This window comes from Ruegeria sp. CDSA246, assembly GCF_059611225.1.
Genome location: NZ_JBXWPD010000010.1, coordinates 93133 through 117951 on the forward strand (window position 1 = coordinate 93133; position 24819 = coordinate 117951).

28 protein-coding genes are annotated in these 24819 nt (G+C 57.7%); 11 read left to right on the plus strand and 17 right to left on the minus strand.

Features of this window, described 5'->3' with window-relative positions; translation table 11 throughout:
- Both AC2FI9_RS14345 and AC2FI9_RS14350 read right to left on the minus strand, forming a co-directional pair.
- Positions 1–624 carry a LysE family translocator gene (locus tag AC2FI9_RS14345; protein WP_496768524.1) on the minus strand — a complete coding sequence of 208 codons (624 nt, stop codon included), beginning with the start codon at positions 622–624 and terminating at the stop codon, positions 1–3.
- Entirely contained in the window at positions 624–1193 is a 570-nt protein-coding gene (locus AC2FI9_RS14350; protein WP_496768525.1) for a helix-turn-helix domain-containing protein, read from the minus strand. The genes AC2FI9_RS14345 and AC2FI9_RS14350 overlap by 1 nt, the downstream gene beginning before the upstream one ends.
- A gap of 117 nt (positions 1194–1310) precedes the next feature.
- Between AC2FI9_RS14350 and AC2FI9_RS14355 the strand changes: the two genes are divergently transcribed.
- Both AC2FI9_RS14355 and AC2FI9_RS14360 read left to right on the plus strand, forming a co-directional pair.
- Positions 1311–1592, plus strand: a complete 282-nt coding sequence (locus tag AC2FI9_RS14355) for a DUF1294 domain-containing protein (RefSeq protein ID WP_496768527.1) — start codon at positions 1311–1313, stop codon at positions 1590–1592.
- 112 nt (positions 1593–1704) lie between these two features.
- Entirely contained in the window at positions 1705–2094 is a 390-nt protein-coding gene (locus AC2FI9_RS14360) for an SHOCT domain-containing protein (RefSeq protein WP_496768529.1), read from the plus strand.
- Positions 2095–2144: 50 nt separating this feature from the next.
- Here the strand turns inward: AC2FI9_RS14360 and AC2FI9_RS14365 are convergent, their stop codons facing one another.
- Together AC2FI9_RS14365 and AC2FI9_RS14370 are read right to left on the minus strand one after the other, a co-directional pair.
- Positions 2145–2597 carry a GAF domain-containing protein gene (locus AC2FI9_RS14365; protein WP_496768531.1) on the minus strand — a complete coding sequence of 151 codons (453 nt, stop codon included), beginning with the start codon at positions 2595–2597 and terminating at the stop codon, positions 2145–2147.
- A 53-nt stretch (positions 2598–2650) separates the two neighbouring features.
- Complete coding sequence (locus tag AC2FI9_RS14370; protein ID WP_496768533.1) at positions 2651–3823, minus strand: thiolase family protein; 1173 nt, start codon at positions 3821–3823, stop codon at positions 2651–2653.
- A gap of 102 nt (positions 3824–3925) precedes the next feature.
- On the opposite strand from AC2FI9_RS14370, the gene AC2FI9_RS14375 reads away from it, so the two are divergent.
- The 3 genes from AC2FI9_RS14375 (at position 3926) to ggt (ending at position 6528) form a co-directional block, all read left to right on the plus strand.
- On the plus strand, positions 3926–4264 hold the full coding sequence (locus AC2FI9_RS14375) for an STAS domain-containing protein (protein WP_496768536.1): 339 nt from the start codon (positions 3926–3928) through the stop codon (positions 4262–4264).
- Between the two features lie 28 nt (positions 4265–4292).
- Positions 4293–4754: an ATP-binding protein gene (locus AC2FI9_RS14380; protein ID WP_496768538.1), complete on the plus strand. Its 462-nt coding sequence runs from the start codon at positions 4293–4295 to the stop codon at positions 4752–4754.
- Between the two features lie 196 nt (positions 4755–4950).
- On the plus strand, positions 4951–6528 hold the full coding sequence (gene ggt, locus AC2FI9_RS14385; protein ID WP_496768540.1) for a gamma-glutamyltransferase: 1578 nt from the start codon (positions 4951–4953) through the stop codon (positions 6526–6528).
- Positions 6529–6562: 34 nt separating this feature from the next.
- On the opposite strand, the gene hspQ is transcribed toward ggt, so the two are convergent.
- Positions 6563–6889, minus strand: coding sequence for a heat shock protein HspQ (gene hspQ / locus AC2FI9_RS14390; RefSeq protein ID WP_108861127.1), 327 nt, complete (start codon positions 6887–6889; stop codon positions 6563–6565).
- Positions 6890–6969: 80 nt separating this feature from the next.
- Here hspQ and AC2FI9_RS14395 point away from each other — a divergent pair, with 80 nt between their 5' ends.
- Both AC2FI9_RS14395 and AC2FI9_RS14400 read left to right on the plus strand, forming a co-directional pair.
- Positions 6970–7851, plus strand: a complete 882-nt coding sequence (locus AC2FI9_RS14395) for an AEC family transporter (protein ID WP_496768542.1) — start codon at positions 6970–6972, stop codon at positions 7849–7851.
- Positions 7852–7911: 60 nt separating this feature from the next.
- Positions 7912–8493: a transglycosylase SLT domain-containing protein gene (locus AC2FI9_RS14400; protein ID WP_496768544.1), complete on the plus strand. Its 582-nt coding sequence runs from the start codon at positions 7912–7914 to the stop codon at positions 8491–8493.
- Positions 8494–8505: 12 nt separating this feature from the next.
- Here AC2FI9_RS14400 and AC2FI9_RS14405 read toward each other — a convergent pair whose 3' ends face one another.
- From AC2FI9_RS14405 to AC2FI9_RS14420, 4 genes are all read right to left on the minus strand, one after another.
- A complete protein-coding gene (locus tag AC2FI9_RS14405; RefSeq protein ID WP_282120310.1) occupies positions 8506–9102 on the minus strand; it encodes a LolA family protein in 597 nt (198 codons plus the stop codon).
- A gap of 40 nt (positions 9103–9142) precedes the next feature.
- Positions 9143–12040, minus strand: coding sequence for a DNA translocase FtsK (locus tag AC2FI9_RS14410; protein ID WP_496768546.1), 2898 nt, complete (start codon positions 12038–12040; stop codon positions 9143–9145).
- A 14-nt stretch (positions 12041–12054) separates the two neighbouring features.
- A complete protein-coding gene (locus AC2FI9_RS14415; protein ID WP_496768548.1) occupies positions 12055–13236 on the minus strand; it encodes an aminotransferase class I/II-fold pyridoxal phosphate-dependent enzyme in 1182 nt (393 codons plus the stop codon).
- 108 nt (positions 13237–13344) lie between these two features.
- Complete coding sequence (locus AC2FI9_RS14420) at positions 13345–14673, minus strand: amidase (protein ID WP_496768551.1); 1329 nt, start codon at positions 14671–14673, stop codon at positions 13345–13347.
- A gap of 88 nt (positions 14674–14761) precedes the next feature.
- On the opposite strand from AC2FI9_RS14420, the gene AC2FI9_RS14425 reads away from it, so the two are divergent.
- Positions 14762–15988 carry an FAD-dependent monooxygenase gene (locus AC2FI9_RS14425; protein WP_496768553.1) on the plus strand — a complete coding sequence of 409 codons (1227 nt, stop codon included), beginning with the start codon at positions 14762–14764 and terminating at the stop codon, positions 15986–15988.
- On the opposite strand, the gene AC2FI9_RS14430 is transcribed toward AC2FI9_RS14425, so the two are convergent.
- The 6 genes from AC2FI9_RS14430 to AC2FI9_RS14455 form a co-directional block, all read right to left on the minus strand.
- Positions 15985–16170 (minus strand): Trm112 family protein, encoded by a 186-nt coding sequence (locus AC2FI9_RS14430; RefSeq protein ID WP_282170493.1) that lies wholly within the window; start codon positions 16168–16170, stop codon positions 15985–15987. The two genes, AC2FI9_RS14425 and AC2FI9_RS14430, sit on opposite strands and share 4 nt — an antisense overlap.
- Positions 16167–16808, minus strand: coding sequence for an LON peptidase substrate-binding domain-containing protein (locus tag AC2FI9_RS14435; RefSeq protein ID WP_282170494.1), 642 nt, complete (start codon positions 16806–16808; stop codon positions 16167–16169). Before AC2FI9_RS14435 ends, AC2FI9_RS14430 begins: the two co-directional genes overlap by 4 nt.
- Positions 16809–16835: 27 nt before the next feature.
- Positions 16836–17753, minus strand: a complete 918-nt coding sequence (trxA, locus tag AC2FI9_RS14440) for a thioredoxin (protein WP_496768554.1) — start codon at positions 17751–17753, stop codon at positions 16836–16838.
- A gap of 76 nt (positions 17754–17829) precedes the next feature.
- A complete protein-coding gene (locus tag AC2FI9_RS14445) occupies positions 17830–18618 on the minus strand; it encodes an exodeoxyribonuclease III (RefSeq protein ID WP_496768556.1) in 789 nt (262 codons plus the stop codon).
- 113 nt (positions 18619–18731) lie between these two features.
- Positions 18732–19541: an alpha/beta fold hydrolase gene (locus AC2FI9_RS14450; RefSeq protein ID WP_496768558.1), complete on the minus strand. Its 810-nt coding sequence runs from the start codon at positions 19539–19541 to the stop codon at positions 18732–18734.
- Positions 19542–19824: 283 nt separating this feature from the next.
- A complete protein-coding gene (locus AC2FI9_RS14455) occupies positions 19825–20511 on the minus strand; it encodes a response regulator transcription factor (RefSeq protein ID WP_058272567.1) in 687 nt (228 codons plus the stop codon).
- Positions 20512–20672: 161 nt separating this feature from the next.
- Here AC2FI9_RS14455 and ribA point away from each other — a divergent pair, with 161 nt between their 5' ends.
- Both ribA and AC2FI9_RS14465 read left to right on the plus strand, forming a co-directional pair.
- Entirely contained in the window at positions 20673–21767 is a 1095-nt protein-coding gene (gene ribA / locus AC2FI9_RS14460) for a GTP cyclohydrolase II (protein WP_496739388.1), read from the plus strand.
- Complete coding sequence (locus AC2FI9_RS14465; RefSeq protein ID WP_496768560.1) at positions 21764–22264, plus strand: L,D-transpeptidase family protein; 501 nt, start codon at positions 21764–21766, stop codon at positions 22262–22264. The genes ribA and AC2FI9_RS14465 overlap by 4 nt, the downstream gene beginning before the upstream one ends.
- Here the strand turns inward: AC2FI9_RS14465 and AC2FI9_RS14470 are convergent.
- Entirely contained in the window at positions 22248–22907 is a 660-nt protein-coding gene (locus AC2FI9_RS14470) for a YggS family pyridoxal phosphate-dependent enzyme (RefSeq protein ID WP_496726563.1), read from the minus strand. The two genes, AC2FI9_RS14465 and AC2FI9_RS14470, sit on opposite strands and share 17 nt — an antisense overlap.
- A 102-nt stretch (positions 22908–23009) precedes the next feature.
- Positions 23010–24038, minus strand: a complete 1029-nt coding sequence (locus tag AC2FI9_RS14475; RefSeq protein WP_496726562.1) for a porin — start codon at positions 24036–24038, stop codon at positions 23010–23012.
- A 283-nt stretch (positions 24039–24321) separates the two neighbouring features.
- Between AC2FI9_RS14475 and AC2FI9_RS14480 the strand changes: the two genes are divergently transcribed.
- Positions 24322–24810, plus strand: coding sequence for a DUF3576 domain-containing protein (locus AC2FI9_RS14480; RefSeq protein ID WP_496726561.1), 489 nt, complete (start codon positions 24322–24324; stop codon positions 24808–24810).
- The last annotated feature ends 9 nt before the right edge of the window (positions 24811–24819 follow it).

Consider the following 24819-nt stretch of genomic DNA (forward strand, 5'->3'; position numbering starts at 1 on the left):
CTACCCCCTTGCTGTGGGCGTGGAGCTGGCCCCCAGCAACACGCCATAGATGATGAAACAGGCGGCCATGACACGACGCACCCAAGTGTTGAAAACCGCTCCCAGCGCAGCCTTGCCCATCAGCGCGCCCAACACGGTGAACCCGGTGTAGCTGAGCGTGGTGATGATCAGCGCCGTAGGCATGATGACGACCATCTGCTGCCAGATCGGAACATCAGGCTGCACAAACTGGGAAAAGGCAGCGAGGTACCCTGCCACGCTTTTAGGATTGATCGTAGCGACCGCCAGTGCGTGCAGATACACATGGCGCGCGGGTCGTTCACTTGCCGGGGCCGGGCGCGTGGCATTCATCCAGCCGCGAACCCCAACCCAGATCAGGAACCCTGCCCCTACCAGTTTGGCGATAAAAAACCCGGTTGGGGATGCTGCGATCAACGCGGTCACACCCAGCGCTGACAGGACAAGAAACGTGCTGGCCTGCGTTAGAATCGCCAGCACGCCCAGCATCGCTTTGGGAAACGGCAGGCTCATCCCGTTTGAAATGCAATTGACCGCGTTCGGCCCCGGCGTGGTGACGAACACCACCCAAAACAGCGCGAATATGGTCCAGGCTTCAAAGCTCATCAGTACACCGGCGGAGCGATAACCCAGATGGCCACTGCGGGCTCATCATAGGGGTTCGACCATTGATAGGGTTCATGTTTGATCCGAAAGCTGTCGCCGGGGCCGACCGAAAACTGGCGCCCACTGATCGTCAGTTCCAACCGCCCTGACACCATGTACCCAACCTCCTGCGTTGGTCGGTTGGCCGGGGTTTGCATTTTCGATCGGGGCTTGAATGTGGAATGCACCATTTCGAAATCATCGGTCAGATCGGGCGACAGCAGTTCTTCGATCAACCCTTCCTCACCGGACCCCATCGGGCGGCGCGTTCCGGCGCGCACCACATACCCCTGCTCATCTGCCGGAGAGGAAGAATGCGCGAACAGCATCGACATCGGCACGCCCAGACATTCGGCAATCTGGCGCAGGTCGGAAATTGAGGGGTCGGACTTGTCGCGCTCGACTTGGCTAAGCCAACCAACAGAACGACCCAGACGTGCGGCGATCTCAGTCAGCGTCAACCCACGCGCCTTACGCAAAGCCCGAAGATCGGCTCCGAGTGTGGCACTGTGCGGGGCTTGGCTGTTCACTGAACGCTCCGAAGTTTGGTGAAATTTTCTCCTCGTTTTTCACGATGCAGTGATTCCGTGAAAAAACCAAGATTTTTTTCACTTGGGTCCACAACAATGTTTGGATATCCGTCCACCATGTGGATTGCGGTGATTTATCTGTGGGTCGTCAACACCCTGACTTTGCTTGCCTTTGGCTGGGATAAGCTGCGGGCAAGACGGCGGAAAAGGCGTATCCCGGAACGAAACCTATTGTGGTTAGCGGCGCTGGGCGGCAGTCCAGGCGCATTGCTGGGGCGGTGGATTTTCAGACACAAAACCCGCAAGCGGCTGTTTTCATACTACATCTTTGGGATATTCGGCATTCAAGCTGTGCTGGCCTATCTTCTAACGGTCATTGAATTACCCAGCCTGGCGTAGCGTAGTAATACCATTAAAGAATTGACACTAACCAACCGGCAAACTGTCTGCTACAGTCCAGTGTTATCTGAATATGAATATTCTTACGCATTCGCAAAGGGTTGGATGACAAATGGAAAACGGTATCGGTTTCTTCGACATAGTCTGGTCAATCTTCTGGCTGTTCCTGATGGTGGCCTGGTTCTGGGTGATGATTTCGGTTGTGGCCGATGTCTTCCGATCCAAGGACCTAAGTGGCGGTGGAAAGGCAGTCTGGATCGCCTTTGTCATCCTGATTCCATGGATGGGCGTTCTGGCTTACTTGATCGTCCGCGGCGACAAGATGCACCAGCACAATGCCGAGGCCATGAGCCAGATCGAACAGGCGCAAAAGGACTATATCCGCTCGGTAGCCACAGTATCTGCTGCGGATGAGCTGGAACGGCTTGCCGCGCTCAAGGAAAAAGGCGTTCTGACGGATGAGGAGTTTGCGGCGCAGAAAGCCAAGCTTCTGAGCACCTGATAGGAAGCACACACTAATCAAAATGGCCGGGGGTACGCCCTCGGCCATTGTTATTTGGCGAATACGCTGGACAGAATTCTGCTCAGTTGACTTGCGTCTTTTTCATTGAACGCGTTGGGTTGATCACTGTCGATATCAAACACCGCAATGACGTCACCGGTGGCGTTGCGCACAGGCAGCACCACCTCGGATCTGGTCGAAGATGCGCAGGCGATATGGCCCGGAAACGCATCCACATCCGGCACCAACTGTACCTCACCCGTACGGGCGGCAGCGCCACAAACACCGCGGTCGAACGGGATGACCAGACAGCCGTGCCCACCCTGATAGGGCCCGATCTTCAAAAGCCCCGGCTCGGTGACACGGTAGAAGCCTGTCCAGTCAAAACGATCATCGGAATGATGCACCTCGCACGCGATGGTGGCCATCAGGGCCACGTCGTCGGTTTCACCCTCGGTCAGTGCGGCGATGGTCTTGGCAAGTGTATCGTAATCAGCTGTCATGTCGGAACTCGTGGCAGGGCTTTGCGCCGGAGTATTTGGAAAAAGGTGAAGCGTCAAACGCGTTCGATGGCTATCGCCGTGCCTTCGCCGCCGCCGATGCAGATGGCCGCCACCCCGCGTTTCAGGTTTCGCTTTTCCAACGCGTTCAGCAGGGTGACCATGATCCGTGCACCCGACGCACCGATCGGATGTCCAAGTGCGCAAGCCCCGCCGTTCACGTTGACGATATCGCGGGGCAGACCCATTTCGTGCATGAACGCCATCGGCACGACCGCAAAGGCTTCGTTGACCTCCCACAGATCGACATCTTCTTTCGACCAGCCGATGTTGGTCAGCAGTTTCTGCGCGGCCGGAACAGGTGCCGTCGTAAACAGCCCCGGTGCCTGCGCATGGCTAGCGTGGCCGACAATACGGGCACGAACGGTCAGACCCTGCGCATGGGCTGCGTTCTCGGATGCCAGCACCAATGCAGCGGCACCGTCCGATATCGAAGAAGAGTTTGCCGCCGTGACAGTGCCATCCTTCCGAAACGCCGGCTTGAGCGTCGGGATCTTCTCGGGCCGCGCCGAAAGCGGCTGTTCATCCGTGGCCTGCGTGACCTCACTCTTTCGGGTGCGGACCGTAACCGGCGTGATTTCATCCGCGAATGCGCCGTTTTCCTGTGCGGCCAGCGCATTTGACAATGAACGCAGCGCATATTCGTCCTGCGCTTCGCGCGTGAACTGATAGGCCTCGGCGCAGTCTTCGGCGAATGTGCCCATCAGGCGACCTTTGTCGTAAGCGTCCTCGAGCCCGTCCAAGAACATATGATCCATTGCCTGCGTATGACCCAATCGCGCGCCTTCGCGCATTTTGGGTAAAAGGTATGGCGCGTTCGTCATGCTCTCCATCCCACCTGCGATCATTGTATCGGCATGCCCTAAAGCGATCTGGTCATAGGCCATCATGGCCGCTTTCATGCCCGATCCGCACATTTTGTTCAGCGTTGTGGCGGGAACGTCTTCGCCCAACCCTGCCGCAAAACCGGCCTGGCGCGCGGGCGCCTGCCCCTGCCCGGCCGGCAAAACACATCCCATAAGGACTTCGTCAACGGTTTCCGTACCGGCCCCTTGCAACGCTGCCCTGATGGCGTCGCCGCCCAGATCGGCCGCTGTCACGGTATCGAACATCCCCTGAAACCCACCCATCGGGGTCCGCGCCGCGCCAGCGATAACGACTTGTTTCATTTGGATGCTCCTCCGCTTTTCTACTGAGATGGATACCGAATGGTAAGAATTGCCGTCTAGCGTATTTCTACGAGTGATTTTTAGTTTAGAGAGCCCGCGCGCATGGCCCTGACCAGTAAAACAACAGACGCAACGCAGATTATAACGGTGCATTCTGACCGTATTGATGCCGCAATGGCCATTCAGTTCAAGGAAGACATGCGCAATGAAGCCGACGGTGGCGCGCCGCGCGTTGTCCTGGACCTGACGGGTGTCGAATTCATCGATTCAAGCGGCCTTGGGGCCATCGTCGCGTCGATGAAGCAACTGGGCAGCAACCGCAGACTGGATCTGGCTGGGCTACACCCTTTTGTCGAAAAGGTGTTTCGGCTGACCCGTATGGATACGGTTTTCAATCTTTACCAGACCCTGGACGACGCCCTTGAACGGTCGGCGGAATGAATTCACGGATTGAATAGGCGCGATGTCCATGGGGAATGGGAACTGCTTGGATCTGAGCTTTGCTGCCACCGAAACCGAAGCCAGCGTTGGCATCGCCCAGCTTAGCAAAGGGCTTGAGGTGCAGGGCCTGCCGTCACACAAGGCGAGCGACGTTAAAATCGCGCTGGCCGAGGCGATCAACAATGTGGTCGAGCATGCCTATGCGGGCGTCACTCCGGCCAAGGTCAGGGTGCATTGTCGGCTGCATCAAAACTGGCTGGATATTCTGATCTCTGACACGGGGAATCCTCTGCCCGGATTTCGCGTGCCGGATGGTGTGCCTGCGCCTTTGGGATCGACGCTCGATGAGTTACCCGAAGGCGGGTTTGGCTGGTTCCTGATCCATGAACTGACCAGCGACATTCGCTATGAGCATCGCAATGGCTGCAACCGGTTGTCACTGCGGTTTGACTTCCCAAACCGCTCCGCCGGACTCAAAAAGGCCACATAAAGGCCCCGATCGCACCATTGGCGCGCCGCAAACAAAGGGCAAAAAGATATCTGTAGCTCAGATAGCTTCCCTCGGCGCCTAGTGTCACAGCCCCCACCCAGTGAACGGCGCCGAGGATCTCCCTTCCCGCTGATGTGACTAGACAATCCGTGACCGCGCTTTACGTTCGGCGTGTTCAAAAGGGGAAGGCAAACCTATGCGGGATTTTCACACTCCAGGCCGGTCCGAAGTTTTGGCTACCGAGGGAATGTGCGCCACATCGCATCCTCTAGCCGCGCAGGTTGCCGTAAATATCCTGCAGCAAGGCGGCAATGCCATGGACGCCGCCATCGCAGGCGCTGTGCTGCTGGGCATTTGCGAGCCGCAGATGACGGGCATCGGTGGCGATTGCTTTGTCCTTTTCAACCGCGCAGGCGAAGATCAGATACGCGCCCTGAATGGGTCCGGACGCGCTCCAACCGCAGCCAATGCGGACAAGTTGCGAGCCGAGGGGCTGGATACAGTGCCGTTGAATACACCCGATGCGGTGACCATTCCCGGTGCGATTGATGCCTTTTGCCATCTGGCAGAAACCGAGGGCAGGGTTGGGCTGGATGAGATACTGGCACCTGCCATTCACTATGCCGAGGCCGGTGTCCCGGTCGCACCCCGGGTCGCCTATGATTGGAAAACGGGGGCTGACACGCTGCAAGGGGCTGCACGCAAGCATTATCTGACTGACGGTAAAGCACCAAATGTAGGCCAGATCTTTCGCGCGCCGGGGCAGGCAGAGGTCCTGCGCCAGATTGCACGCAATGGCCGTGATGCCTTTTATTCCGGTGAAATTGCGCAGGATATGATCGACGCCCTGACGGCATTGGGTGGAGTTCACACGGCTCAGGATTTTCTGGCCACGCAATGCACAAAAACCCAGCCCCTCAGCGGAAGTTACAAGGGCATTGATCTGGTCGAACACCCGCCAAACGGACAGGGTGCGACGGCGATCCTGCTTTTGAATATCCTGAAGAACTTTGACCTGACGGGCCTTGATCCGTTTGGCCCGGAACTCATACATCTTGAGGCCGAGGCTTCGAAACTCGCCTATGACGCGCGCAATCGGTTCATTGCGGACCCAGATCACACAACCCACGCTGAACGGTTCCTTGACCAGACGGCGGCCGATAAACTGGCCGCGTTGATTGACCCCAAGCGCGCCATGCCAGCGGCGGCCCCACTAACCGAGTCCATTCATAAGGACACGGTCTATATCACGGTTGTTGACCGGGATCGGATGGCCGTTTCGCTGATCTATTCCATATTTCACAGCTTCGGGTCTGGCATCGCATCAGAAAAGTACGGGATATTGCTGCAAAACCGCGGCTCAGGCTTCAACCTGAGCGCCGGTCACCCAAACGAGCTTGGCCCAGGCAAACGCCCGATGCACACGATCATTCCCGGTATGCTCAAACAGGATGGCCGGGTGATCATGCCGTTTGGAGTGATGGGCGGAGCTTTTCAGCCAACAGGCCATGCACGCCTATTGTCCAACCTCACCGATCATGGGTTGGGTTTGCAGGCTTCTGTAGACGCCCCGCGTGCCTTTGCAGACGGCGGCGTTCTGAAACTTGAGCGCGGAATTTCGCACAGCACAGCTCAACAATTGTGCGATTTGGGGCACAAAGTTGAGATACCAGAAACACCCCTTGGCGGGGCGCAAGCAATCCGAATCCGCACAGATGGCGTTCTGGAGGGCGCAAGCGACCCCAGAAAAGACGGTTGTGCGTTAGGCTATTGACCACCAAGGCGCGCAATCTGGCGCACCAAATTACTTAGTTTAAATTAAAGTGCAGCGGGTACGCGCCATTCTCGAAAGGACCGAACATGTCAGGAATATCAGGATGCTCAACCGGTTCCCCGGATTGGTCCGCAACCAGATTTTGTTCTGAAACATAAGCCACATAGAAGGATTGATCGTTTTCTGCCAGCAGATGATAAAACGGTTGATCCTTGATGGGGCGGCTGTCCTCGGGAATGGCCTGATACCACTCTTCCGTGTTGGAAAATTCCGGGTCCACGTCAAAAATCACCCCTCGGAAGGGATGCTTTTTATGGCGGACCACCTGTCCCAGGCGGTACTTGGCATTTGTCTTCAGCATTTTTTCAGCCCCCAGAGATCTTACTACCTCTTTCCGGGCCGGAATGCCAATCATTGATCGGAAATTAAAGGAAACAGTCTGTGAACATCCTACTGACAGTGTTCGAAATTGTGGCACCGGTCTTCCTGCTGGCAGGCATCGGATTCACCTGGGTCAAACTTGGTTTTGAGTATCGTTTGGAGTTTGTGACGCGCCTTGCCGTGACGCTGGCCGTGCCCAGCCTGATCTTTGTGGCGCTGATGCAAACCGAGATTCCGGCAGGAGAACTGACCCGTTTCACGTTAGCTGCGATTGCGGGTCATGTTGGGCTTGCCGTGGCGTTTGGCGTTTTTGTTCGCCTTTCAAACCTGGACCGTCGCACTTACCTTTCGCCGCTTATTTTTGGGAACACTGGCAATCTGGGCCTGCCGCTGTGCATTTTTGCGTTTGGCCAGGCAGGCCTTGGATTTGCAGTCATTTTCCTGGCCATTACCGCCCTGTTTTCCTTCACCTATGGAATTTATCTGGTCGCTGGAAAGGGTGCATTCGGCAAAGTTGCGCGCGAACCGATGGTTTGGGCGACCCTGCTTGGAGCTTTGTTTCTTTGGCAAGACTGGGAAACGCCACTGTTCCTGACCAATACGCTAGAGCTGCTGGGCCAAATGGCCATTCCTATGATGTTGATTACAGTTGGCGTGGCAATTGCAAGGCTGACAACGCGCAAATTGGGTCAGGCGATCTGGCTATCAGGCCTTAAACTTCTTGTCTGCTTTGGGCTGGGCTGGGCAATCGCGCGCGTCTTTGATCTGGATTCCATCGCCTTTGGAGTACTAGTCCTGCAGATGTGCACCCCAGTCGCGGTTACATCGTACCTGCTAGCCGAGCGGTTTGACGCGGATTCGGACGCGGTTGCCGGGATGGTCATGGTGTCAACGGTGCTGTCTGTGGGCGCTTTGCCCTTAATTCTAGCGATTGTTCTATAACGATTGTGATTTCCTAAACTCTCAATCTGCGCTAGAATAAAGAAAAAAGGCACGAGGCACATGAGCAGAATTTTCTTTGTACTCCTTGGGGTGCTGCTTTTGGCATCCTGTGGTGGCGGGTCCAAACAGCCACCGAGCAGACTGAACGACGCGTGCAGCATTGCGCGCGAACGGCCTGATTTTATCAAGGCGTTCAAAAGCACCGAACGGAAATGGGGCGTCCCGATTCACGTTCAGATGGCGACGATCTATCAGGAAAGCCGCTATAAGCACGACGCACGTACGCCGCACCAATACGTTCTGGGTGTGATCCCCATGGGCCGTCAAAGCAGCGCCTACGGATTCAGCCAGGCGCTGGACGGCACCTGGGATGAATATCGCAAGGAAACCGGCAAACGCCGCGCCAAGCGGGACCGCATCCGCGATGCGTCAGATTTCATCGGCTGGTACATGAACAAAAGCCATCAGCGGAACGGTATTCACCCCACAGATACGCGCAACCAGTATTTGGCCTATCACGAGGGGCACACCGGCTTTGCCCGCGGCAGCCATAACAGCAAATCCTGGCTGTTGAACGTCGCCAATGACGTGGATGCACGCGCCAAGCTCTATCAGGCGCAGCTGGCCAATTGCCGCTACTGACAGGAGTGCGGGTCAGCGATTGCCTGACCCGCTTCTTTTTGATCTGGAAAACAGATCGTTGCTGAGATTTCCGCCGGTACTCAGCTGCCCCAGCAGAACGGTCGTCTGACTGCCGGCATTGTCGTGAATGACCCATTTGCGCAGCTCGATCGGGTCCCCCGTGAACATCAGTTCAATCCGGCCGGAATCGGGGTTCTTTGGGTCCCGAGCGGTAACAACCGTGGCCGTCCCGTCAAAATCATGGGCAACCACCATATTCGCCTGCCCCAGATTGACGTTACGCGCCAGCACCAGCGACAGGGGTGTGCGTTTCAACGGATACTGTTCAGGGGGCTGGTTAGATTTCGGATCAAAGATCTGCACCGTACCTGCGCGCGCCAGAACCACAGCGCTGTTGGGCGGGTCATATTCGAACCGCATCTTACCGGGGCGTTCTATCCACAGCTTTCCGGTGCTCAGCGAGCCGTCATCGTTGACTTGTGTAAACGTGGTCTCAACGGTTTTGAGGCCATTGAGGTAGTTTGAGATTTGGGACAACGGCAGCTTATCAGCCGCCCAGGCCGCAGGCGCGGCGAGTGTCAAAGCAAGGGCAAAGGCAATCTGTTTCATAACTCCCCAGATAAGCGCTCTGCCCTTGTTATTAAATATCCTATTGCTCAGGGACGAGGATTTCGCGTTTCCCGACGTGATTTGCCGACGAAACAACACCTTCATCCTCCATTTGCTCAACAAGTCGCGCAGCTTTGTTATAGCCAATGGCAAGTTTCCGCTGAATGTATGAGGTCGAGCATTTGCGATCCTTGATCACAATCCCTACCGCCTGATCGTACAAAGCATCCTCGCCATTCGTATTGCCGCCCGTGTTCAGGCCCAGAACCGCGTCGATGTTGTCGGCTTTGTCCTCAGATGGACCGTCCAGCACGGTGTTCACATAGTCCGGTGGGCCGAACTGTTTCAGGTGGTTGACGATTTCCTCGACTTCCTCGTCCGAAACAAACGGGCCGTGGCAACGGGTGATCTTGGCGCCACCTGCCATATACAGCATGTCGCCCTGCCCCAGCAGTTGCTCGGCCCCCATTTCGCCCAGAATAGTGCGGCTGTCGACTTTCGAGGTCACCTGGAACGAAATCCGGGTTGGGAAGTTCGCCTTGATAGTACCGGTAATCACATCGACCGAGGGGCGCTGCGTGGCCATGATCAGGTGAATACCCGAGGCCCTTGCCATCTGCGCCAGTCGCTGGATACAGGCCTCGATCTCTTTGCCCGCGACCATCATTAGGTCCGCCATCTCATCAACGATGACGACGATGTAGGGCATCGCTTCGGGCGCGAACTCTTCTGTCTCGAACGTTGGCTCGCCGGTTTCATCGTCGAACCCGGTCTGCACGGTGCGGCTGAACATCTCGCCCTTGGTCAACGCGTCCTTCACGCGACCATTGTAACCCGCGATGTTGCGCACGCCCATCTTGGACATTTTACGATAGCGGTCCTCCATCTCGCCCACGACCCATTTCAGCGCGACAACCGCCTTTTTCGGGTCGGTCACAACGGGCGACAGCAGATGCGGAATGCCATCATAGACGGACAGTTCCAGCATCTTGGGGTCGATCATGATCAGGCGACATTCGTCCGGTGTCAGCTTATATAGCAGCGATAGGATCATGGTGTTGATCGCAACCGACTTACCGGAACCGGTTGTCCCCGCAATCAACAAGTGGGGCATCTTGGCCAGGTTTGCGACCATGGATTCGCCGCCGATATCCTTGCCCAGCGCCAGTGGCAGCGCGTGGTTACCATCACCAAAATCACGGCTGGCAAGGATTTCGCGCAAAACCACCATCTCGCGGTTTTCATTGGGCAATTCGATCCCGATCACCGAGCGGCCCGGCAGGGTCGAAACACGTGCCGACAGTGCCGACATCGAGCGCGCGATATCGTCGGCCAGACCGATAACCCGGCTGGCTTTCAGGCCCGGCGCAGGCTCTAGTTCGTACATGGTAACGACCGGGCCGGGGCGGACGCTAGTGATCTCGCCCTTGACGCCATAGTCGTCCAGCACGTTTTCCAACATGCGCGCGTTTTCTTCCAATGCCTCATCGCTGAGGTGATGGCGCTGAATGCTAGAAGGGTTGGACAGCAAGCTTAGAGGCGGCAGCTCAAAGTCCGAATGCCGGTCTTCAAAGGACAGCCCAGGCTGCGCTTCGGCCTGGGCACGACGCGACGGCGCAGGGGTGCGGCGAACAGGCTGTGCCACTACGGGTTTGCGCGGTTCGGCCACTGGAATTTTCATCGCAGGAAGCGGGGCCGGTTCGGGTTCGGGTGCGTCTTCAAATACGGCCTCATCCTCATAGACGGGCTCGGGCGCAAAATCATGATGCAGGGGTTCCTGCTGCCAATCGGGTTCTGGCTCTGCTGTCAGCATCGGCTCAGGCGGCAGACCGTCCAATGTCATCGGCGGCTCGGGCGGAAGCTCCTCTCCGCCTCTGGCGTTCAGGATCAGCGGATCCGGCCCCCGGCCACGCCCTTTGGTCAAAGGCAGGGTTGGATCGACCTCTGGCGCCACTTCACCCGCGGCCACTTTGCGATTGCGTACGGCTGCGGAAATCTTGGACTTAATACGATCTTCACCCGGCATTTCATCGAATCCGGCAACCGGTTCGCGAGCGACCAGTTCAGGTTCCGGCATGGGATCGGCGCGGCGGATCAGGCTTGGCATCCGCGCCAGCAGACCGGGTTTTGCGGGTTCGGGCTCTTCGAAATCCGGCTCTTCGAACATCGGATCGGCATACGCCATATCATCGTCAAACACCGCGTCGTTGGCCTCTGCGCGGATGGCCTTGCGCTCTTCCCACTGTGCCCGGCGATCTCGTGCCGCTTGTGCGGTAACCGACGCACTGCGACCCAAGAGGTTCATCAACATGTCATAGGACATCACAAGGCCCAACAAGAAGGCACGCGTGCCTTTGCGCACGTCGGCTTTTGTGAATCCAAGGACAAATGTACCCAGCACCAGCATGCCAGCTGCCATCGCCAGCGACATCAGTTTGACCATGAAATGGGATGAGATGGGCAGCAGTGTCAGCAACGCACCCATGACGGTATCACCGAACAAGCCCCCCAGACCAAAGCTGTGGGTCGTGCGCCATGCCTCACCCGGCACCAAAGTCGCGGCATAAACGGAAACGATGGCAATCCAGATCGGAGCAAAGATAAGGCGGGCCACTGCGCGGTCCTCGCCGAAGTGCCCGGCAAAGCGTATGCCCCAGCCAATCAGCACCAGCGCGATGCTCCAACTGCCCCATCCGACGATCATGAACAGCGGCGCGGCGATCGACGCCCCAATCCGCCCCATCCAGTTCTGCACTGGCGCGTCTGTCGACACCATCCAGTTCGGATCATCCGGCGTGTAGGACCAGATCATCGCGGCTGAAGCCAGCCCCAGCAGGATCAGGGCGATCCCGATCAGTTCCTTGCTACGCCTTTCGATGGCGGCCTGGGTCGTACTGTCCAGCAATGGATCGCGGTTGCGCGCGTTATATGATGCCATTTTGCCCTCGTACCTCACGAATAGATGCAGTCACGGAGCGTAATAAGCCCCTGCCGCAACTCTGTTTTTGGGGCCACCATTGCGACCCGGATAAATTGCTCGCCCGGGTTTTGCCCCGGATCACCTTGAGAAAGATATGCACCAGGCAGCACCCGAACACCGGTTTCCTGCCACAGCCTTAATGTGGTTTCCTCGCCATTTTCGACCGGCAGCCATAGGAAAAACCCGGCTTCAGGCGCCAAATAGCCCTGCACGCCCGCGAAAACCTCATCCGCGATCGTGTACTTTTCCTGATACAGCGCGCGGTTCTCGACAACATGCGCCTCATCTGCCCAAACTTTTGCGGCGGCAGCCTGCAAAGGTAGCGGTAAAGGCGCACCTGCGTAGTTGCGTAACTGCTTGACCCTCTTGATGGTCTCGGGACCACCGGCGATCAGGCCCGAGCGCAGACCAGCCAGATTGGACCGCTTCGACAGTGAATTGAACAAGGTGATCCGCTCCGGATTGGCCCCTAGTTCCTGCGCAACGGTCAGTACACCGGTTGGTGCCGTGTCACGGTAGATCTCGGAATAGCACTCATCCGCGAAGATGCGGAAATCATAGGTCTCGGCCAGTTGGATCAGTTCGACCCAATAATCGCGCGAGGCGACTGCGCCCTGCGGGTTCGCGGGAGAACAGATGTAGGCCGCCACGGTGCGGTTCAGAACATCCTTTGGTAGCCCCGAATAGTTCGGCAAGTGACCTGTGGCGGCAGTTGCGGATACGAATACAGGCTCGGCACGAACCGACAGCGAGGCCACCATATAGACCTGGTAGAATGGATTCGGGCACAGAATGGCGGGCTTTTCGCCATTTTTCTGCTCGGGACACAGTGCCATCGCCGCGTTGTACAATCCTTCGCGCGTGCCGTTCAGCGCCATCACGTTGGCGTCGGGGTCCATCGAAACGCCATAGCGGCGATCAATCCAACCTGTAATCGCCGACCGCAACTCGGGCGATCCTTCGTTTGGCGGGTATCCCTTAAACCCGGCCGCGTTTTCTGTGATCACATCGGTGACCCACGCCGGAAAATCATGCATAGGCGCGCCGATGGTCATGTGAATCACTTCGCCACCCGGCTGGTGGTTATCCAACAGGGTGCGCAAACGCGGGAATGCATATTCCGGTAGGTCCGAAAACCGTTCGGGGAAATTCATAACTACTGCCTCAATACCGGGATCATTTCGCCCCGTTTTACAGGCAGACTACAGATCGCACCCGGTTTCGTCCAGACAAAGAGGTGGCGAATCAGGGGATTGTGGCATTCAGGCCAACGCCGTCTCGGCGGCAGATCCCAGCCTTAGCAGGGTCTCTTCTGACCCCGGATATCCCATGATCATCACGCCACACCCGGGTATTCCGGTCGGCAGTGTCAGTGCAGCAAGTCCCATCAGATTGCCAATACGGGTGTTGCGCAGCGCCAACAGATTTTCCGTGACATAGTAGTCATGGTCATTCATCAACCGATCCAGATTCGGCGGCAAAATGGGCGCTGTCGGCGCAAGCACCGCATCAAACCCGGATGTGGCGGCATCCCATGCAGCCCGACAGGCTTTCAGCCTGGACCAGGCCGCGATGTAATCGGCACCGGTCGCGTTTTGACCCGACCGAAACCGTTCCAGAATCTCGGGGTACATGGCGTTAGGGTTGGCTTCGATCACATCGCGCCACAACCCATAAGCTTCGGTCGTGTACAGAATGCCGGACAGCGCCATGGCGTCGTGCAGCTCGGGGACGTCAAGCGGAACGATCTCGGCGCCTGCCTCGGTGAGTCTTTGCAACCCATCCTCAAAAGCCTTACGCGGTTCATCCCTCAGGTCGTCCTGCGCCACAGTCTGAAGATTGGCAAAGCGGCGGCCCTTCAGGCTGGCACCGCGAAGATCCGGTGGAGAGCGCCCCTCGAGCAGGGCCAGCATCTGAGCCGTGTCCTCGACTGAGCGGGTCAGTGGACCAACAGTGTCGAACCGCAGACACAAAGGCACTGTACCCTCAAGGCTGACGCGCCCGGCGGTGGTTTTCAGCCCGACCAGATTATTCCAGGCCGCTGGAATGCGCACTGACCCGCCCGTATCCGAACCGATCCCACAGGCGGCAAGCCCCCAGGCCACCGATGCGGCCGCGCCGGAAGAAGAGCCTCCGGATACGGCGTCTTCATCGTCAATGCATGGGGGCGTGCCAGTGATCGGGTTCAGGCCAAGGCCTGAGAAAGCCAGCTCGCTCATATGCGTCTTGCCCAGACAGACCGTGCCCATGGCGGTGGCGTTACGCACAACGACCGCGTCCATTTCGGGAACCCGGCCTTTCAGCAACGCCGAGCCTGCCTCAGTCGCTGTGCCAGCGGTGTCGAACAGATCTTTCCAGCTGATCGGCACACCATCCAGCAGGGACCGCCGCAGGCCCAGATTAGCGCGCTCCTGCGCAGCCTGTGCCTCGGCCCTAGCACGATCATGCGTAACGCGGGCATAGATCCTATCGCAGTGCGGATGCGCGCCGATGGCGGCCAGATAGGTCTCGGTCAGTTCAACCGGATCGATCTGTCCCATGCCGATACCCCGACCCAGATCACACGCTGTCATGGTCAGCCAGTCCTGCATCCCCGCCCCCTCTGAAAAAAGCACTTTGGAGGACGGTAGCGACAGGACCGCACATGGACAATCCCGAAAGGACGCGCATATTGCAGGCATGGAACACAACTCGGATATCCTGATTGTAGGCGGCGGCCTGAACGGCCCGGCACTGGCACTGGCACTGGCCCAGACAGGGCATTCCGTCACCGTTATCGACGCATTGGCCGAAAAAGCGCGGAAAAACGCGGCTTTTGACGGGCGCGCTTATGCGCTGGCGCTGGCCTCGCAGCGGTTGCTGGATGCAGTTGGCGTCTGGGACAAGGTGACAGAACATGCCCAACCCATGCTTGAGATCAAGGTCACTGATGGACATTCTGGTGCAGGCCCATCCCCGTTTTTCCTGCATTTTGACCATGCGGAGATTGAAGAAGGCCCGATGGGCTACATGGTCGAAGACCGCCACCTGCGCCGCGCCTTTCTGGATACAATGGCCGAACAGGACAGCATCACGCAGATCAGCGGCAAAACCGTTGTCGCGCAGGCCTCTGATGATACCGGCGTAGCGCTGACGCTGGATGATGGCACGACCCTGACCGGCGGATTGTTGGTTGGCTGTGACGGGCGCCGCAGTGGCACCGCCGCGCGTGCTGGGATCAAGCGCACCGGTTGGGACTACGGCCAGACCGCGCTGGTCTGTGCAATTGAGCATGACCTGCCCCATAACGGCGTGGCGCATCAGTTCTTCATGCCCCCCGGCCCCTTGGCGATTCTGCCGCTGACCGGCAATCGCAGCTCGATCGTCTGGAGCGAACGCTCCGAAATGGCCAAACGCATCAACGCCATGCCCGAGGCGGACTATCTGCAGGTATTGCGCCCGCGCTTTGGTGATTTTCTGGGTGACATCCGCCTTCAGGGCGACCGATTCACCTATCCGCTAAACCTGACGATCGCCAATTCCTTTATCGGTGACCGCATGGCTTTGGTCGGGGACGCCGCCCACGGCATGCATCCAATTGCAGGTCAGGGTTTGAACGCAGGTCTTCGGGACGTGGGTGCCTTGGCGGAAGTTCTGACACTGGCCGGACGGCGTGGCGAAGATATCAGTTCGGTATTGGTTTTGGAACGTTACCAGGAATGGAGACGGTTCGACACGGCGGCGCTGGCCATGGCGACCGATGTGTTCAACAAGCTGTTTTCGAACGACAACCCGATTCTGCGTTTCGGGCGCGACATCGGGATGGAGATCGTCGGCTCGATCCCCGGACTACGTCGCGGCTTTGTCCGTGAGGCCGCCGGGCTGACCGGAGATCTGCCGAAACTTCTGCAAGGGCGCGCGATTTAGTCAAGGTGCCGGGCTTCATCCACCAGCATCACCGGGATACCGTTGCGGATCGGAAAGGCTAGATTGGCAGCTTTGGACACCAGTTCCTGCTTTTCGGCGTCGTAGTGCAAAGTGGTGTGCGTCTGCGGACAGATCAGCGCCTCAAGCATGTGGCGATCAAATGGGTGTTCAGGTTCGGTCATTGCAGTTTTTCCTCGCTCGATCCGCCGCGCATGGCGAATTCAATCAATGTCACCAATGTCTCGCGGCGCGTGCGAAGGCAAGGTGCCTCAAGCAGCGCCTGTTTCTCTTCGGGATCGAAATCCAGCAGCATCGACAGAGAATTCACTAGCAGCTCGTCATCGGCATCCTTCAACGTGTCCCAGTCGGTCGACAGCTGGCGCGAGGAAAAAAACCGTTCAAGCAGATCCAAAAATCGCAACCGATCGAACGCATTGTCCGCCTCGGCCTTGCCAAGATCGCGGTCAAACCCGTCCCATGAAACAGCACAACGGCGATAAGGCGTAAACGCATCCAGCTCGGACTTGATCCGAAATCGCGAGATGCCGGACAATGTAATCAGGTAGCGACCATCTTCGGTTTCAGAAAACTGTGTCACACGTCCGGCACAACCGATTTGGTGCAGCTTGCTTTCGTTGGACTGACAGGGGTTCGGCTGGGCCATGCCGATCAAGCGTTCAGGCGTTTTCAGCGCGTCGTCCAGCATTTGCAGGTAGCGCGGCTCAAAAATATGTAGCGGCAAGCGAGACCGGGGCAGCAAAAGCGCCCCGGGCAATGGGAAAACGGATACCGTCTCCGGCAGATCAGCGGGATGCATCATGTACCCGAGTGTAGCCCTGATCAGGAATTAGGCAAATATCATCGAGCTGAGTTTGCGCCGCCCGTTCAGAACAATCGGATCATTGGGCTTGAGGGCGTCGAAAATTGTGAAAAGCTGCGCCTTTGCGGCACCGTCATCCCACTCGCGGTCGCGGCGGAACAGTTCCAGCAACTGCGTAACAGCCTCTTCAACTTCACCATTGGCGTGCAGCGCCTGCGCAAGATCGAACCGCGCCTGATGATTGTCGGCATCCGCCTCGACCGCTGCTTTCAGCTCACCCACTGGGCCTGCATCGGCCGCTTGCTTCGCCAGCTCAAGCTGGGCATGGGCTGCTTCAACCTCAGCCGAGGTTGAAATCTCTGCGGGTGCGCCGTTCAAAATCGCCTCGGCCTGCTCCAGATCGCCCGCTGCAATATGGGCGCGCACCAGCCCGCCATAAGCGGCGGCGTGGTTCGGGTCTTCCCCCAGAATGGCCGAAAAGGTCTGCGCGGCGTCGACTGCTGCACCTTCGGCCAGCATTTCTTCGGCGGCCTGAACAGCATCATCCAGCTGCCCACCGGGGCTTTCACCACCTGCGGCCTCAATCACCCGGTCCACGAACGCCTTGATCTCGGACCCCGGCACGGCGCCCTGAAACCCATCGACCGGCTGGCCTTTGTAGAACGCGTATACGGTCGGGATCGACTGAACGCGCATTTGCGAGGCGATCATCTGCGCCTCGTCCACATTGATCTTGACCATCTTCACCGCCCCTTTGGCGGCGGTCACGGCTTCCTCCAGCAGCGGCCCAAGCGTTTTGCACGGTCCGCACCAGGGTGCCCAGAAATCCACGATCACAGGGATTTCCTGCGAGGCCTCGACGACATCGGCCATAAAGGTGGCCTCGGATCCGTCCTTGATCAGATCGGCAGTATCAGGTCCGGCTGCGGCGTTCAGAAGGTCCATGGCATTCACTCTTTCGTTCGAATTTGGCCCCTATATGCAACTGCAAAGGGCAGAAACCAAGGGGAGAGTTACAGGGTCAAAGGTCGAATGTCGCAAAGACCGGTGCGTGGTCACTGGGTTTCTCCCACCCGCGCGCATCGCGCAGCACGCGGCTTGAGTGGCCTGCGTTGGAAATATCCGGCGTGGCCCAGACATGATCCAGACGCCGCCCCTTGTCGGCAGCGTCCCAATCGCGGGCGCGATAGGACCACCAGCTGTATAGCTGCCCTTCGGGGATGTCCTGACGGGTTATGTCCACCCATCCGCCTGCGTCCTGCGTCTCGGCCAGCGCCTCAACCTCGATCGGCGTGTGTGAGACGACCTTGAGAAGTTGCTTATGCGACCAGACGTCGTCCTCGCGCGGTGCGATGTTCAGATCGCCAACCAGAATGGACTTTTCGGGCTTTTCGGCATGGAACCAGTCGCGCATATCTGTGAGGTAGTCGAGCTTTTGTCCAAACTTCTCGTTCTTTTCACGATCCGGGATGTCGCCACCGGCGGGGACATAGAAGTTGTGAATAGTGACACCATTTTCCAACCGCCCAGCGATGTGGCGCGCGTGGCCGAGACCTGCAAAATCCTTGTCACCGACTTCTTCCATCGGCAGGCGCGACAGGATGGCGACGCCGTTATACCCCTTCTGGCCCCTTGCAACCATGTGGGTGTACCCCAGTTCGGCAAATCCGTCAGTTGGGATCTTCTCAACCGGCGACTTGCACTCCTGCAAACACAATACATCGGGAGCTTCTTCCTGCAGTAATTTCAGCACGATAGGCTCGCGCAGGCGGACCGAGTTGATGTTCCAGGTAGCAAGAGTAAAGGGCATGGGGGATTCCTCTGTCGCGGTTGGGCGGAGGTTAGCGTGGTGAGGGATGGGGTGCCATAGGAAACGATCAAGGAAGAGCTGCTAAGCGGACGAAGCAGACACTCGCCGTGTCCTTAGTTTCTGGCAATCCCCAGCAGAATTTCGGCTACAACTTCTTTCGCCGGGCTCACTTCCATTAACTGATGCGGGCCTTCGACCGTGATCAGGTTCCAGCCGCGCTTTTCGACACGAGCGGGTGCCTCGACTGCGCGCATGTATTGAAAGAACGGGTTGCTGTCGTTGGCCACAATGATTGTGCCCTGAAAGTCCGGCGTACCGTCGGGCAGCGCCAACCGATCGGTGTACGACTTGAAAGGATGCGGTCTCATCGTTGGCAGGGCTTCGCGTAATCCGTCTTTTGGAATAAGCCATCCATCCCCGTCTTTCTCGACCATAGCATACACTTCGTCTCTTGTGGCCTCGTCGAAAAAACTGGTCATCAGGCTTTCACCGTCATCCGTAGGCACAGTATCTAGATACACCAGATGTTTGATACGATCCGGCTGTTCTGCTGCGGCACCGGTTATCACAGTTCCCCCATAACTGTGGCCGACGAGGATTACGTTCTCGAGGCCCCGCCAGCTAAGCACGTTTGCGACATCATGCACATGCGTAGACAAACCCGTTTCTTTTGAAAGAAGGTGCTCTCTCTCGCCAAGACCCGTCAGGGTCAATTCGACCACCTCAAAGCCCTCATCCCTAAGCAATATGCTCAAAGGTTCATACTGACCGGCCCACTGAAACGTCCCATGAACCATAACAAAAACAGGTTTGCTTGTGGACGCTCCCTCTGTTGCGGTCTGGGCGACGGTGAAATTGCCCAAGGAAAGCATAGCGGTGAATGCCAACCAAAGTGTTGCTATGGCCTTTCTGAAGTTAAGCATAATTTCCGCCCCATCTGAACCTTTCCGAAATTCCGCTGACCCTGATTGCAACCTCGCTGCAGGTCAAGCTATTTGATCTTTTCAGAGCACGATCCAATCTGGCTGTCTGTTTTGGGCTCGAACCGGACATTCATTCACACCAGCCCGTCCCAAAAAAAAGCCGGGCCATAAGGCCCGGCAGTCCAACAGGGAGGTGCATGTCATAACCCGGACATGCGCGGGTTGGGAGTACTCTAATTACACATCCAGAGTATCACTTTGATCCACGTCAATCCACCCGGAGTTACGAAACCAAGCGATATCCGCCCGATTCTGTGACCAAAAGGCGCGCGTTCGATGGGTCGGGTTCGATCTTTTGGCGCAGGCGGTATATGTGGGTTTCCAGCGTATGTGTGGTGACACCGGCGTTATAACCCCAGACCTCGTGCAGCAGGACGTCGCGGGCGACCACGCCATCTGCCGAGCGGTACAGGAACTTGAGAATGTTGGTTTCTTTCTCGGTCAGACGGATCTTGCGATCCTCTTCGGTGATCAACATCTTCATAGCCGGCTTAAAGGTATACGGCCCCAGCACAAAGACCGCGTCCTCGGATTGCTCATGCTGACGTAGCTGCGCGCGGATGCGGGCCAGTAGGACCGGAAATTTGAACGGCTTAGAGACGTAATCATTGGCGCCGGCATCCAGACCCAGAATCGTATCTGCGTCGCTGTCATGGCCGGTCAGCATCAGGATCGGGCTTTTGACGCCTTGTTTGCGCATCAGACGGCACAGCTCACGACCGTCCGTATCCGGCAGACCGACGTCCAGAATGACCAGATCATAAATCGCCTCGCGCGCCCGCTCCATGGCGGATTGCCCATCCGCCGCTTCGAACACGTCGAAATCCTCGGTCATCACGAGTTGCTCGCTGAGCGCCTCGCGCAGATCTTCATCGTCATCCACCAGCAGGATTTTCTTGAGCTGAGCCATGTCCGGTCCTCCTAAGCCTTTTCCACCATTTGCGTGCGGAAGATGCAATCAACAAGATTTACTGCAATGGTCTCACGCCCTCGTGTCTGACGCAGAGGAATTGTTTCACTTTTTCTTCTGTTCGGGTTAGACGAAGACCAACACGTTACAGGGTAACATAGATGAGTCTTATCCCCGATATTTCGGAATTGCTGGCACGGGCCCGCGCGGATCTGCGTATGGGCGTTCCCGTCGTATTGACTGATGACAGCGGGTTCAGCGTCATAGCGATAGCGTCTGAGACATTAAGCGCACAACGGCTGGCCGATCTACGGAACTTCGAAGGTCAGCCTGTGGTCGCGATCACCGTAAGACGCGCGGAAACGCTGAAGGCACGCGCCTATGATGGCGACCTCGCACGAGTAATCATCCCATCAGACACCGACATCGCATGGGTTCAGGCGGTCGCCGACCCCTCGGATGATCTGAATACCCCGATGAAAGGCCCCCTGATGTCCGAGCGTCAGGGTAATGCCAACCTGCACCGTATTGCCATCGCTTTGACGAAGTCCGCACGCCTCTTGCCAGCTGCCGTGGTGGTTCCAATTGATGACGGTCGCGATTTTGCGGTGGCACATGGCCTGACCTGCATCGACCATACCCGCGCTGCGCCGCATCTGGCAGATCGAAGCGCCCTGCACGCGATTGCCGCCGCGCGCCTGCCAATGGAAGTGTCCGAGGCCGGTCGTCTGCATGTTTTCCGCCCCGAAGATGGCGGCGAAGAACACTATGCCGTAGAAATCGGGCGTCCGGACCGCAGCAAACCTGTGCTGGCCCGTTTACATTCGGCCTGTTTCACGGGCGACTTGATGGGCAGCTTGAAATGCGATTGCGGACCCCAGCTACGTGGAGCGCTTGCCCAGATGGGGTCCGAAGGCGCGGGCGTGTTGCTGTATCTCAATCAGGAGGGACGCGGTATCGGCCTTGCCAACAAGATGCGGGCCTATTTCCTACAGGATCAGGGATTTGACACGGTCGAGGCCAATCACCGATTGGGATTCGAAGATGATGAACGTGATTTCCGACTGGGTTCGGACATTCTGAAAGAACTTGGATTTTCGTCGGTTCGGTTGCTGACAAACAACCCGGCGAAAATCGCGATGATGGAAAAGACGGGCATCGCCGTGACTGAAAGAGTGCCGCTGAAAGTGGGTGAAACAGCCCATAACCGAGGGTATCTGGCGACCAAAGCCGCGAAGTCAGGCCATTTGCTGTGACACCGGACGATCTGGTGCTTACGCCACGCGGTGTCCGGTTTGCCGGTCGACTCTTTCCCTGTTCGGTCGGAAAAGGCGGTCTGACAAATGACAAGCGCGAAGGCGATCGGGCCACGCCGATCGGGGTACACCATATTGTCGGTATGCTGTTTCGGCCGGACAGGCTCACAGCTCCGACCGCATGGTCCATCCCAATAGGCCCCGGCGATCTTTGGTCTGATGATAGCGCGGACGGTCAGTACAACCAGATGGTCAGCGCGCCCTACGCGCCCAGCCATGAAAAGATGCGGCGCGCGGACCCCCTGTACGATCTTGTCATGATCACAGACTGGAACTGGCCGAACTCTGTGCCGGGCCGCGGGTCCGCCATTTTCCTTCACCAGTGGAGACGCCCCGGCTACCCAACCGAAGGCTGCGTTGCGTTTCGCCGCGATCATCTGCATTGGATCGCGCGTAGAATTTCCCCCGGAACGCGTCTGATTATCCCGCAGGTTTGACCCGCTCGCCAAAGATGGCGGACCCCACACGCACATGGGTGGCGCCCAGTGCAATCGCCTGCTCGAAATCACCGCTCATCCCCATCGACAAGCCCTGTAACCCGTTGCGTTCGGCGATCTTGGCCAGCAACGCAAAATGCAGCGAGGGTTCCTCTTCAACCGGCGGGATTGCCATCAGACCCTGAACCGGCAAATCCAGTCCGCGACACTCGGCGATGAAGGCATCTGCGTCAACCGGCATGATCCCCGCTTTCTGCTCTTCTTCTCCGGTGTTGACCTGGATGAAAACATCAGGGCAGTGGCCAAGCTCTTGCGCCAACCGCGCAAGTGTTTTCGCCAGCTTGGGCCGGTCCACCGAGTGAATCGCGTTGAACAGCTCCATTGCCTGCCGGGCCTTGTTGGTTTGCAGCGGTCCGATCAGGTGCAGGTCAATCTCTGAGAATTTCTCTTTAAAGCCCGGCCATTTTTCGGCCGCTTCCTGCACGCGGTTTTCCCCGAAACAACGGTGGCCCTGGCTTAGCACAGCCTCAACACGTTCATTCGGCTGGACCTTTGAAACCGCGATCAGCTTTGTCGATCCCGCAAGTCGTCCGGCGGCGGATTCGGCCTTGGCGATGCGGGCAGTGATGTCGTGCAGCGACATGGAATTCCTTTCTCTGCTTTGAGGGCAGAAAAACACCAAGTCCGCGCAAAAGAAAAGGGCAGGTCCAAAGACCTGCCCTTAAACTTTGTGGTTCAGATCAACTTAGAAGTTGAACTGAGCACCGAAGTCAGCACGTACTTGGCTGTCGCCGTCGCCACGCTTCTGCTGGCCCAGACCACCGCGCAGCGATGCGCCGCCGCCCAGGTCGTACTTAACGCCGATACCATACTGCTGCAGGTCGTCATCCGCCGAACCGTCACCGTAAGCGGCGGTCAGAGTGGTTGCCGCGCCCAGGTTGTAGGCCAGCGACAGACCGTATGCGGTGCCGTTGCGAGCGTCGTTTACAACGTCATCGTCAGCTACAAACAGTGTGCCCGAGAAGTCACCGAATTCTGCGCCCAGGGTCAGAACGGCCAGCGACTGCTTTTCGCTGCTGCTGTTCACGTTCGCCTTGGTTTCACCATAGGCCAGCGCTGCGGTGATGTTGTTGAAGTTGTAGGTTACGCTAACGTCCCAGCGGTCTGCGTCCTGCGCAACACCGTCCAGAGCAACAGTTGCCTGGTCGTAAGATGCGCCGAAAGCGAAGTCGCCAACTGCGTACTGGAAGAACACAGCGTTCGCACCCGAACCGGTCGACGAGTAACCCAGGAAGCTGTAGTCAACGCCCGAGTACTGGCCGATGAAGCTTTCCAGGCCAGGCTCGTTACCGTAGTAGTTCGCCAGGTTGTCGAACGAACCCGCAACGTTGCCCGCGTCAACACGCAGACCACCGTAGATGACCGAGAAACGTGCGCCGTTCAGGCCAGCCGAGTTGGCTTCGCCGTTGCCGGCATTTTCGTCAGCCTGCAGACGAACACGAGCCGAGAACTCAACGCCGCCATCGGTTTCTGCGGTGCCGTCGATGTTCAGGCGGAAGCGCGAGACCAGGATGGTGTTGTCGGTGTCGACGGTCGCGGTGCCAGCGGCAGTAACTGCGCCAGTTGCCGGATCAACGGTGAAGTTGTCAACAGTACCGGTACGGTCTTCAAGGTAGCCAATACCAAAACGACCGTAGCCGCTGAATTTAACGTCGGCCGCTGCAACGCTTGCGGTTGCAATCAGAGCGGTCGATGCGAAGAGAACTTTTTTCATCTTGTTTCCCTCGGTTTCAAAAGTTTTTCTACTCGACATATGCCTCAGCACATGTCTCAGCACGGGAACCGTTTCGCTCGGATTACCCCCAAAGCGCAAGCTTGCCTTAAATGTGAAGGGTGCATTGGCCCCAAATTGGTGCAAGGATGCCACAGTCGATATTTGGGGACTAAACTGCCGTCCACACTGACATGTGTAACAAGAATAGGGTTGTTGCTGAACTGGACCTTGTCTAGGAGTAACACTTAACAAAGTAGACCAAGTGAAACAGGACCAGTCGACAATGCGCCTGCAGACGATTTTCGGTTTGATCATAATAACTGCTGCCGTGTCGGCCTGCGGACAGAATCAGAGTGCGGCTCCGAATCCCGCATTGCTGTATACAGATAGCACACGTACAGAAGAACGAGAGCTGAACGATCCGGAGCGCACAACAATCTGGGACGTATTCAACCGCGGGAATGCCGAACAGATCGTCAATGTGAATCGGTATCTTTGGGCTGCCTCGCTGGATGTGCTGAATTTCCTCCCGATTCAGGAGGTTGATCCATTTACCGGCGTGATCGTAACAGGTTACGGCACGCCGCCTGGTGGCGGACGCTCTTATCGCGCGACCGTGCATATAAGCGACCCGGCCCTGGCGGCGCGGTCGCTTTCGGTGGCACTGCAGACCAGCGGGGGCGCTCCGGTAAGCGCCGCGACGTCGCGGGCGGTCGAGGATGCGATCCTAAACCGCGCACGCCAGTTGCGCATTGCGGACAACAAACTCTAGCCACCCGCC

Bases quoted from the DNA above. Each gene is read 5' to 3' on its own strand.
- AC2FI9_RS14345 (WP_496768524.1), bottom strand. From the start codon at position 624: ATGAGCTTTGAAGCCTGGACCATATTCGCGCTGTTTTGGGTGGTGTTC.
- AC2FI9_RS14355 (WP_496768527.1), top strand. From the start codon at position 1,311: ATGTGGATTGCGGTGATTTATCTGTGGGTCGTCAACACCCTGACTTTG.
- AC2FI9_RS14360 (WP_496768529.1), top strand. From the start codon at position 1,705: ATGGAAAACGGTATCGGTTTCTTCGACATAGTCTGGTCAATCTTCTGG.
- AC2FI9_RS14365 (WP_496768531.1), bottom strand. From the start codon at position 2,597: ATGACAGCTGATTACGATACACTTGCCAAGACCATCGCCGCACTGACC.
- AC2FI9_RS14370 (WP_496768533.1), bottom strand. From the start codon at position 3,823: ATGAAACAAGTCGTTATCGCTGGCGCGGCGCGGACCCCGATGGGTGGG.
- AC2FI9_RS14375 (WP_496768536.1), top strand. From the start codon at position 3,926: ATGGCCCTGACCAGTAAAACAACAGACGCAACGCAGATTATAACGGTG.
- AC2FI9_RS14380 (WP_496768538.1), top strand. From the start codon at position 4,293: ATGGGGAATGGGAACTGCTTGGATCTGAGCTTTGCTGCCACCGAAACC.
- ggt (WP_496768540.1), top strand. From the start codon at position 4,951: ATGCGGGATTTTCACACTCCAGGCCGGTCCGAAGTTTTGGCTACCGAG.
- hspQ (WP_108861127.1), bottom strand. From the start codon at position 6,889: ATGCTGAAGACAAATGCCAAGTACCGCCTGGGACAGGTGGTCCGCCAT.
- AC2FI9_RS14400 (WP_496768544.1), top strand. From the start codon at position 7,912: ATGAGCAGAATTTTCTTTGTACTCCTTGGGGTGCTGCTTTTGGCATCC.
- AC2FI9_RS14405 (WP_282120310.1), bottom strand. From the start codon at position 9,102: ATGAAACAGATTGCCTTTGCCCTTGCTTTGACACTCGCCGCGCCTGCG.
- AC2FI9_RS14410 (WP_496768546.1), bottom strand. From the start codon at position 12,040: ATGGCATCATATAACGCGCGCAACCGCGATCCATTGCTGGACAGTACG.
- AC2FI9_RS14415 (WP_496768548.1), bottom strand. From the start codon at position 13,236: ATGAATTTCCCCGAACGGTTTTCGGACCTACCGGAATATGCATTCCCG.
- AC2FI9_RS14420 (WP_496768551.1), bottom strand. From the start codon at position 14,673: ATGCAGGACTGGCTGACCATGACAGCGTGTGATCTGGGTCGGGGTATC.
- AC2FI9_RS14425 (WP_496768553.1), top strand. From the start codon at position 14,762: ATGGAACACAACTCGGATATCCTGATTGTAGGCGGCGGCCTGAACGGC.
- AC2FI9_RS14430 (WP_282170493.1), bottom strand. From the start codon at position 16,170: ATGACCGAACCTGAACACCCATTTGATCGCCACATGCTTGAGGCGCTG.
- AC2FI9_RS14435 (WP_282170494.1), bottom strand. From the start codon at position 16,808: ATGATGCATCCCGCTGATCTGCCGGAGACGGTATCCGTTTTCCCATTG.
- trxA (WP_496768554.1), bottom strand. From the start codon at position 17,753: ATGGACCTTCTGAACGCCGCAGCCGGACCTGATACTGCCGATCTGATC.
- AC2FI9_RS14445 (WP_496768556.1), bottom strand. From the start codon at position 18,618: ATGCCCTTTACTCTTGCTACCTGGAACATCAACTCGGTCCGCCTGCGC.
- AC2FI9_RS14450 (WP_496768558.1), bottom strand. From the start codon at position 19,541: ATGCTTAACTTCAGAAAGGCCATAGCAACACTTTGGTTGGCATTCACC.
- AC2FI9_RS14455 (WP_058272567.1), bottom strand. From the start codon at position 20,511: ATGGCTCAGCTCAAGAAAATCCTGCTGGTGGATGACGATGAAGATCTG.
- ribA (WP_496739388.1), top strand. From the start codon at position 20,673: ATGAGTCTTATCCCCGATATTTCGGAATTGCTGGCACGGGCCCGCGCG.
- AC2FI9_RS14470 (WP_496726563.1), bottom strand. From the start codon at position 22,907: ATGTCGCTGCACGACATCACTGCCCGCATCGCCAAGGCCGAATCCGCC.
- AC2FI9_RS14475 (WP_496726562.1), bottom strand. From the start codon at position 24,038: ATGAAAAAAGTTCTCTTCGCATCGACCGCTCTGATTGCAACCGCAAGC.
- AC2FI9_RS14480 (WP_496726561.1), top strand. From the start codon at position 24,322: ATGCGCCTGCAGACGATTTTCGGTTTGATCATAATAACTGCTGCCGTG.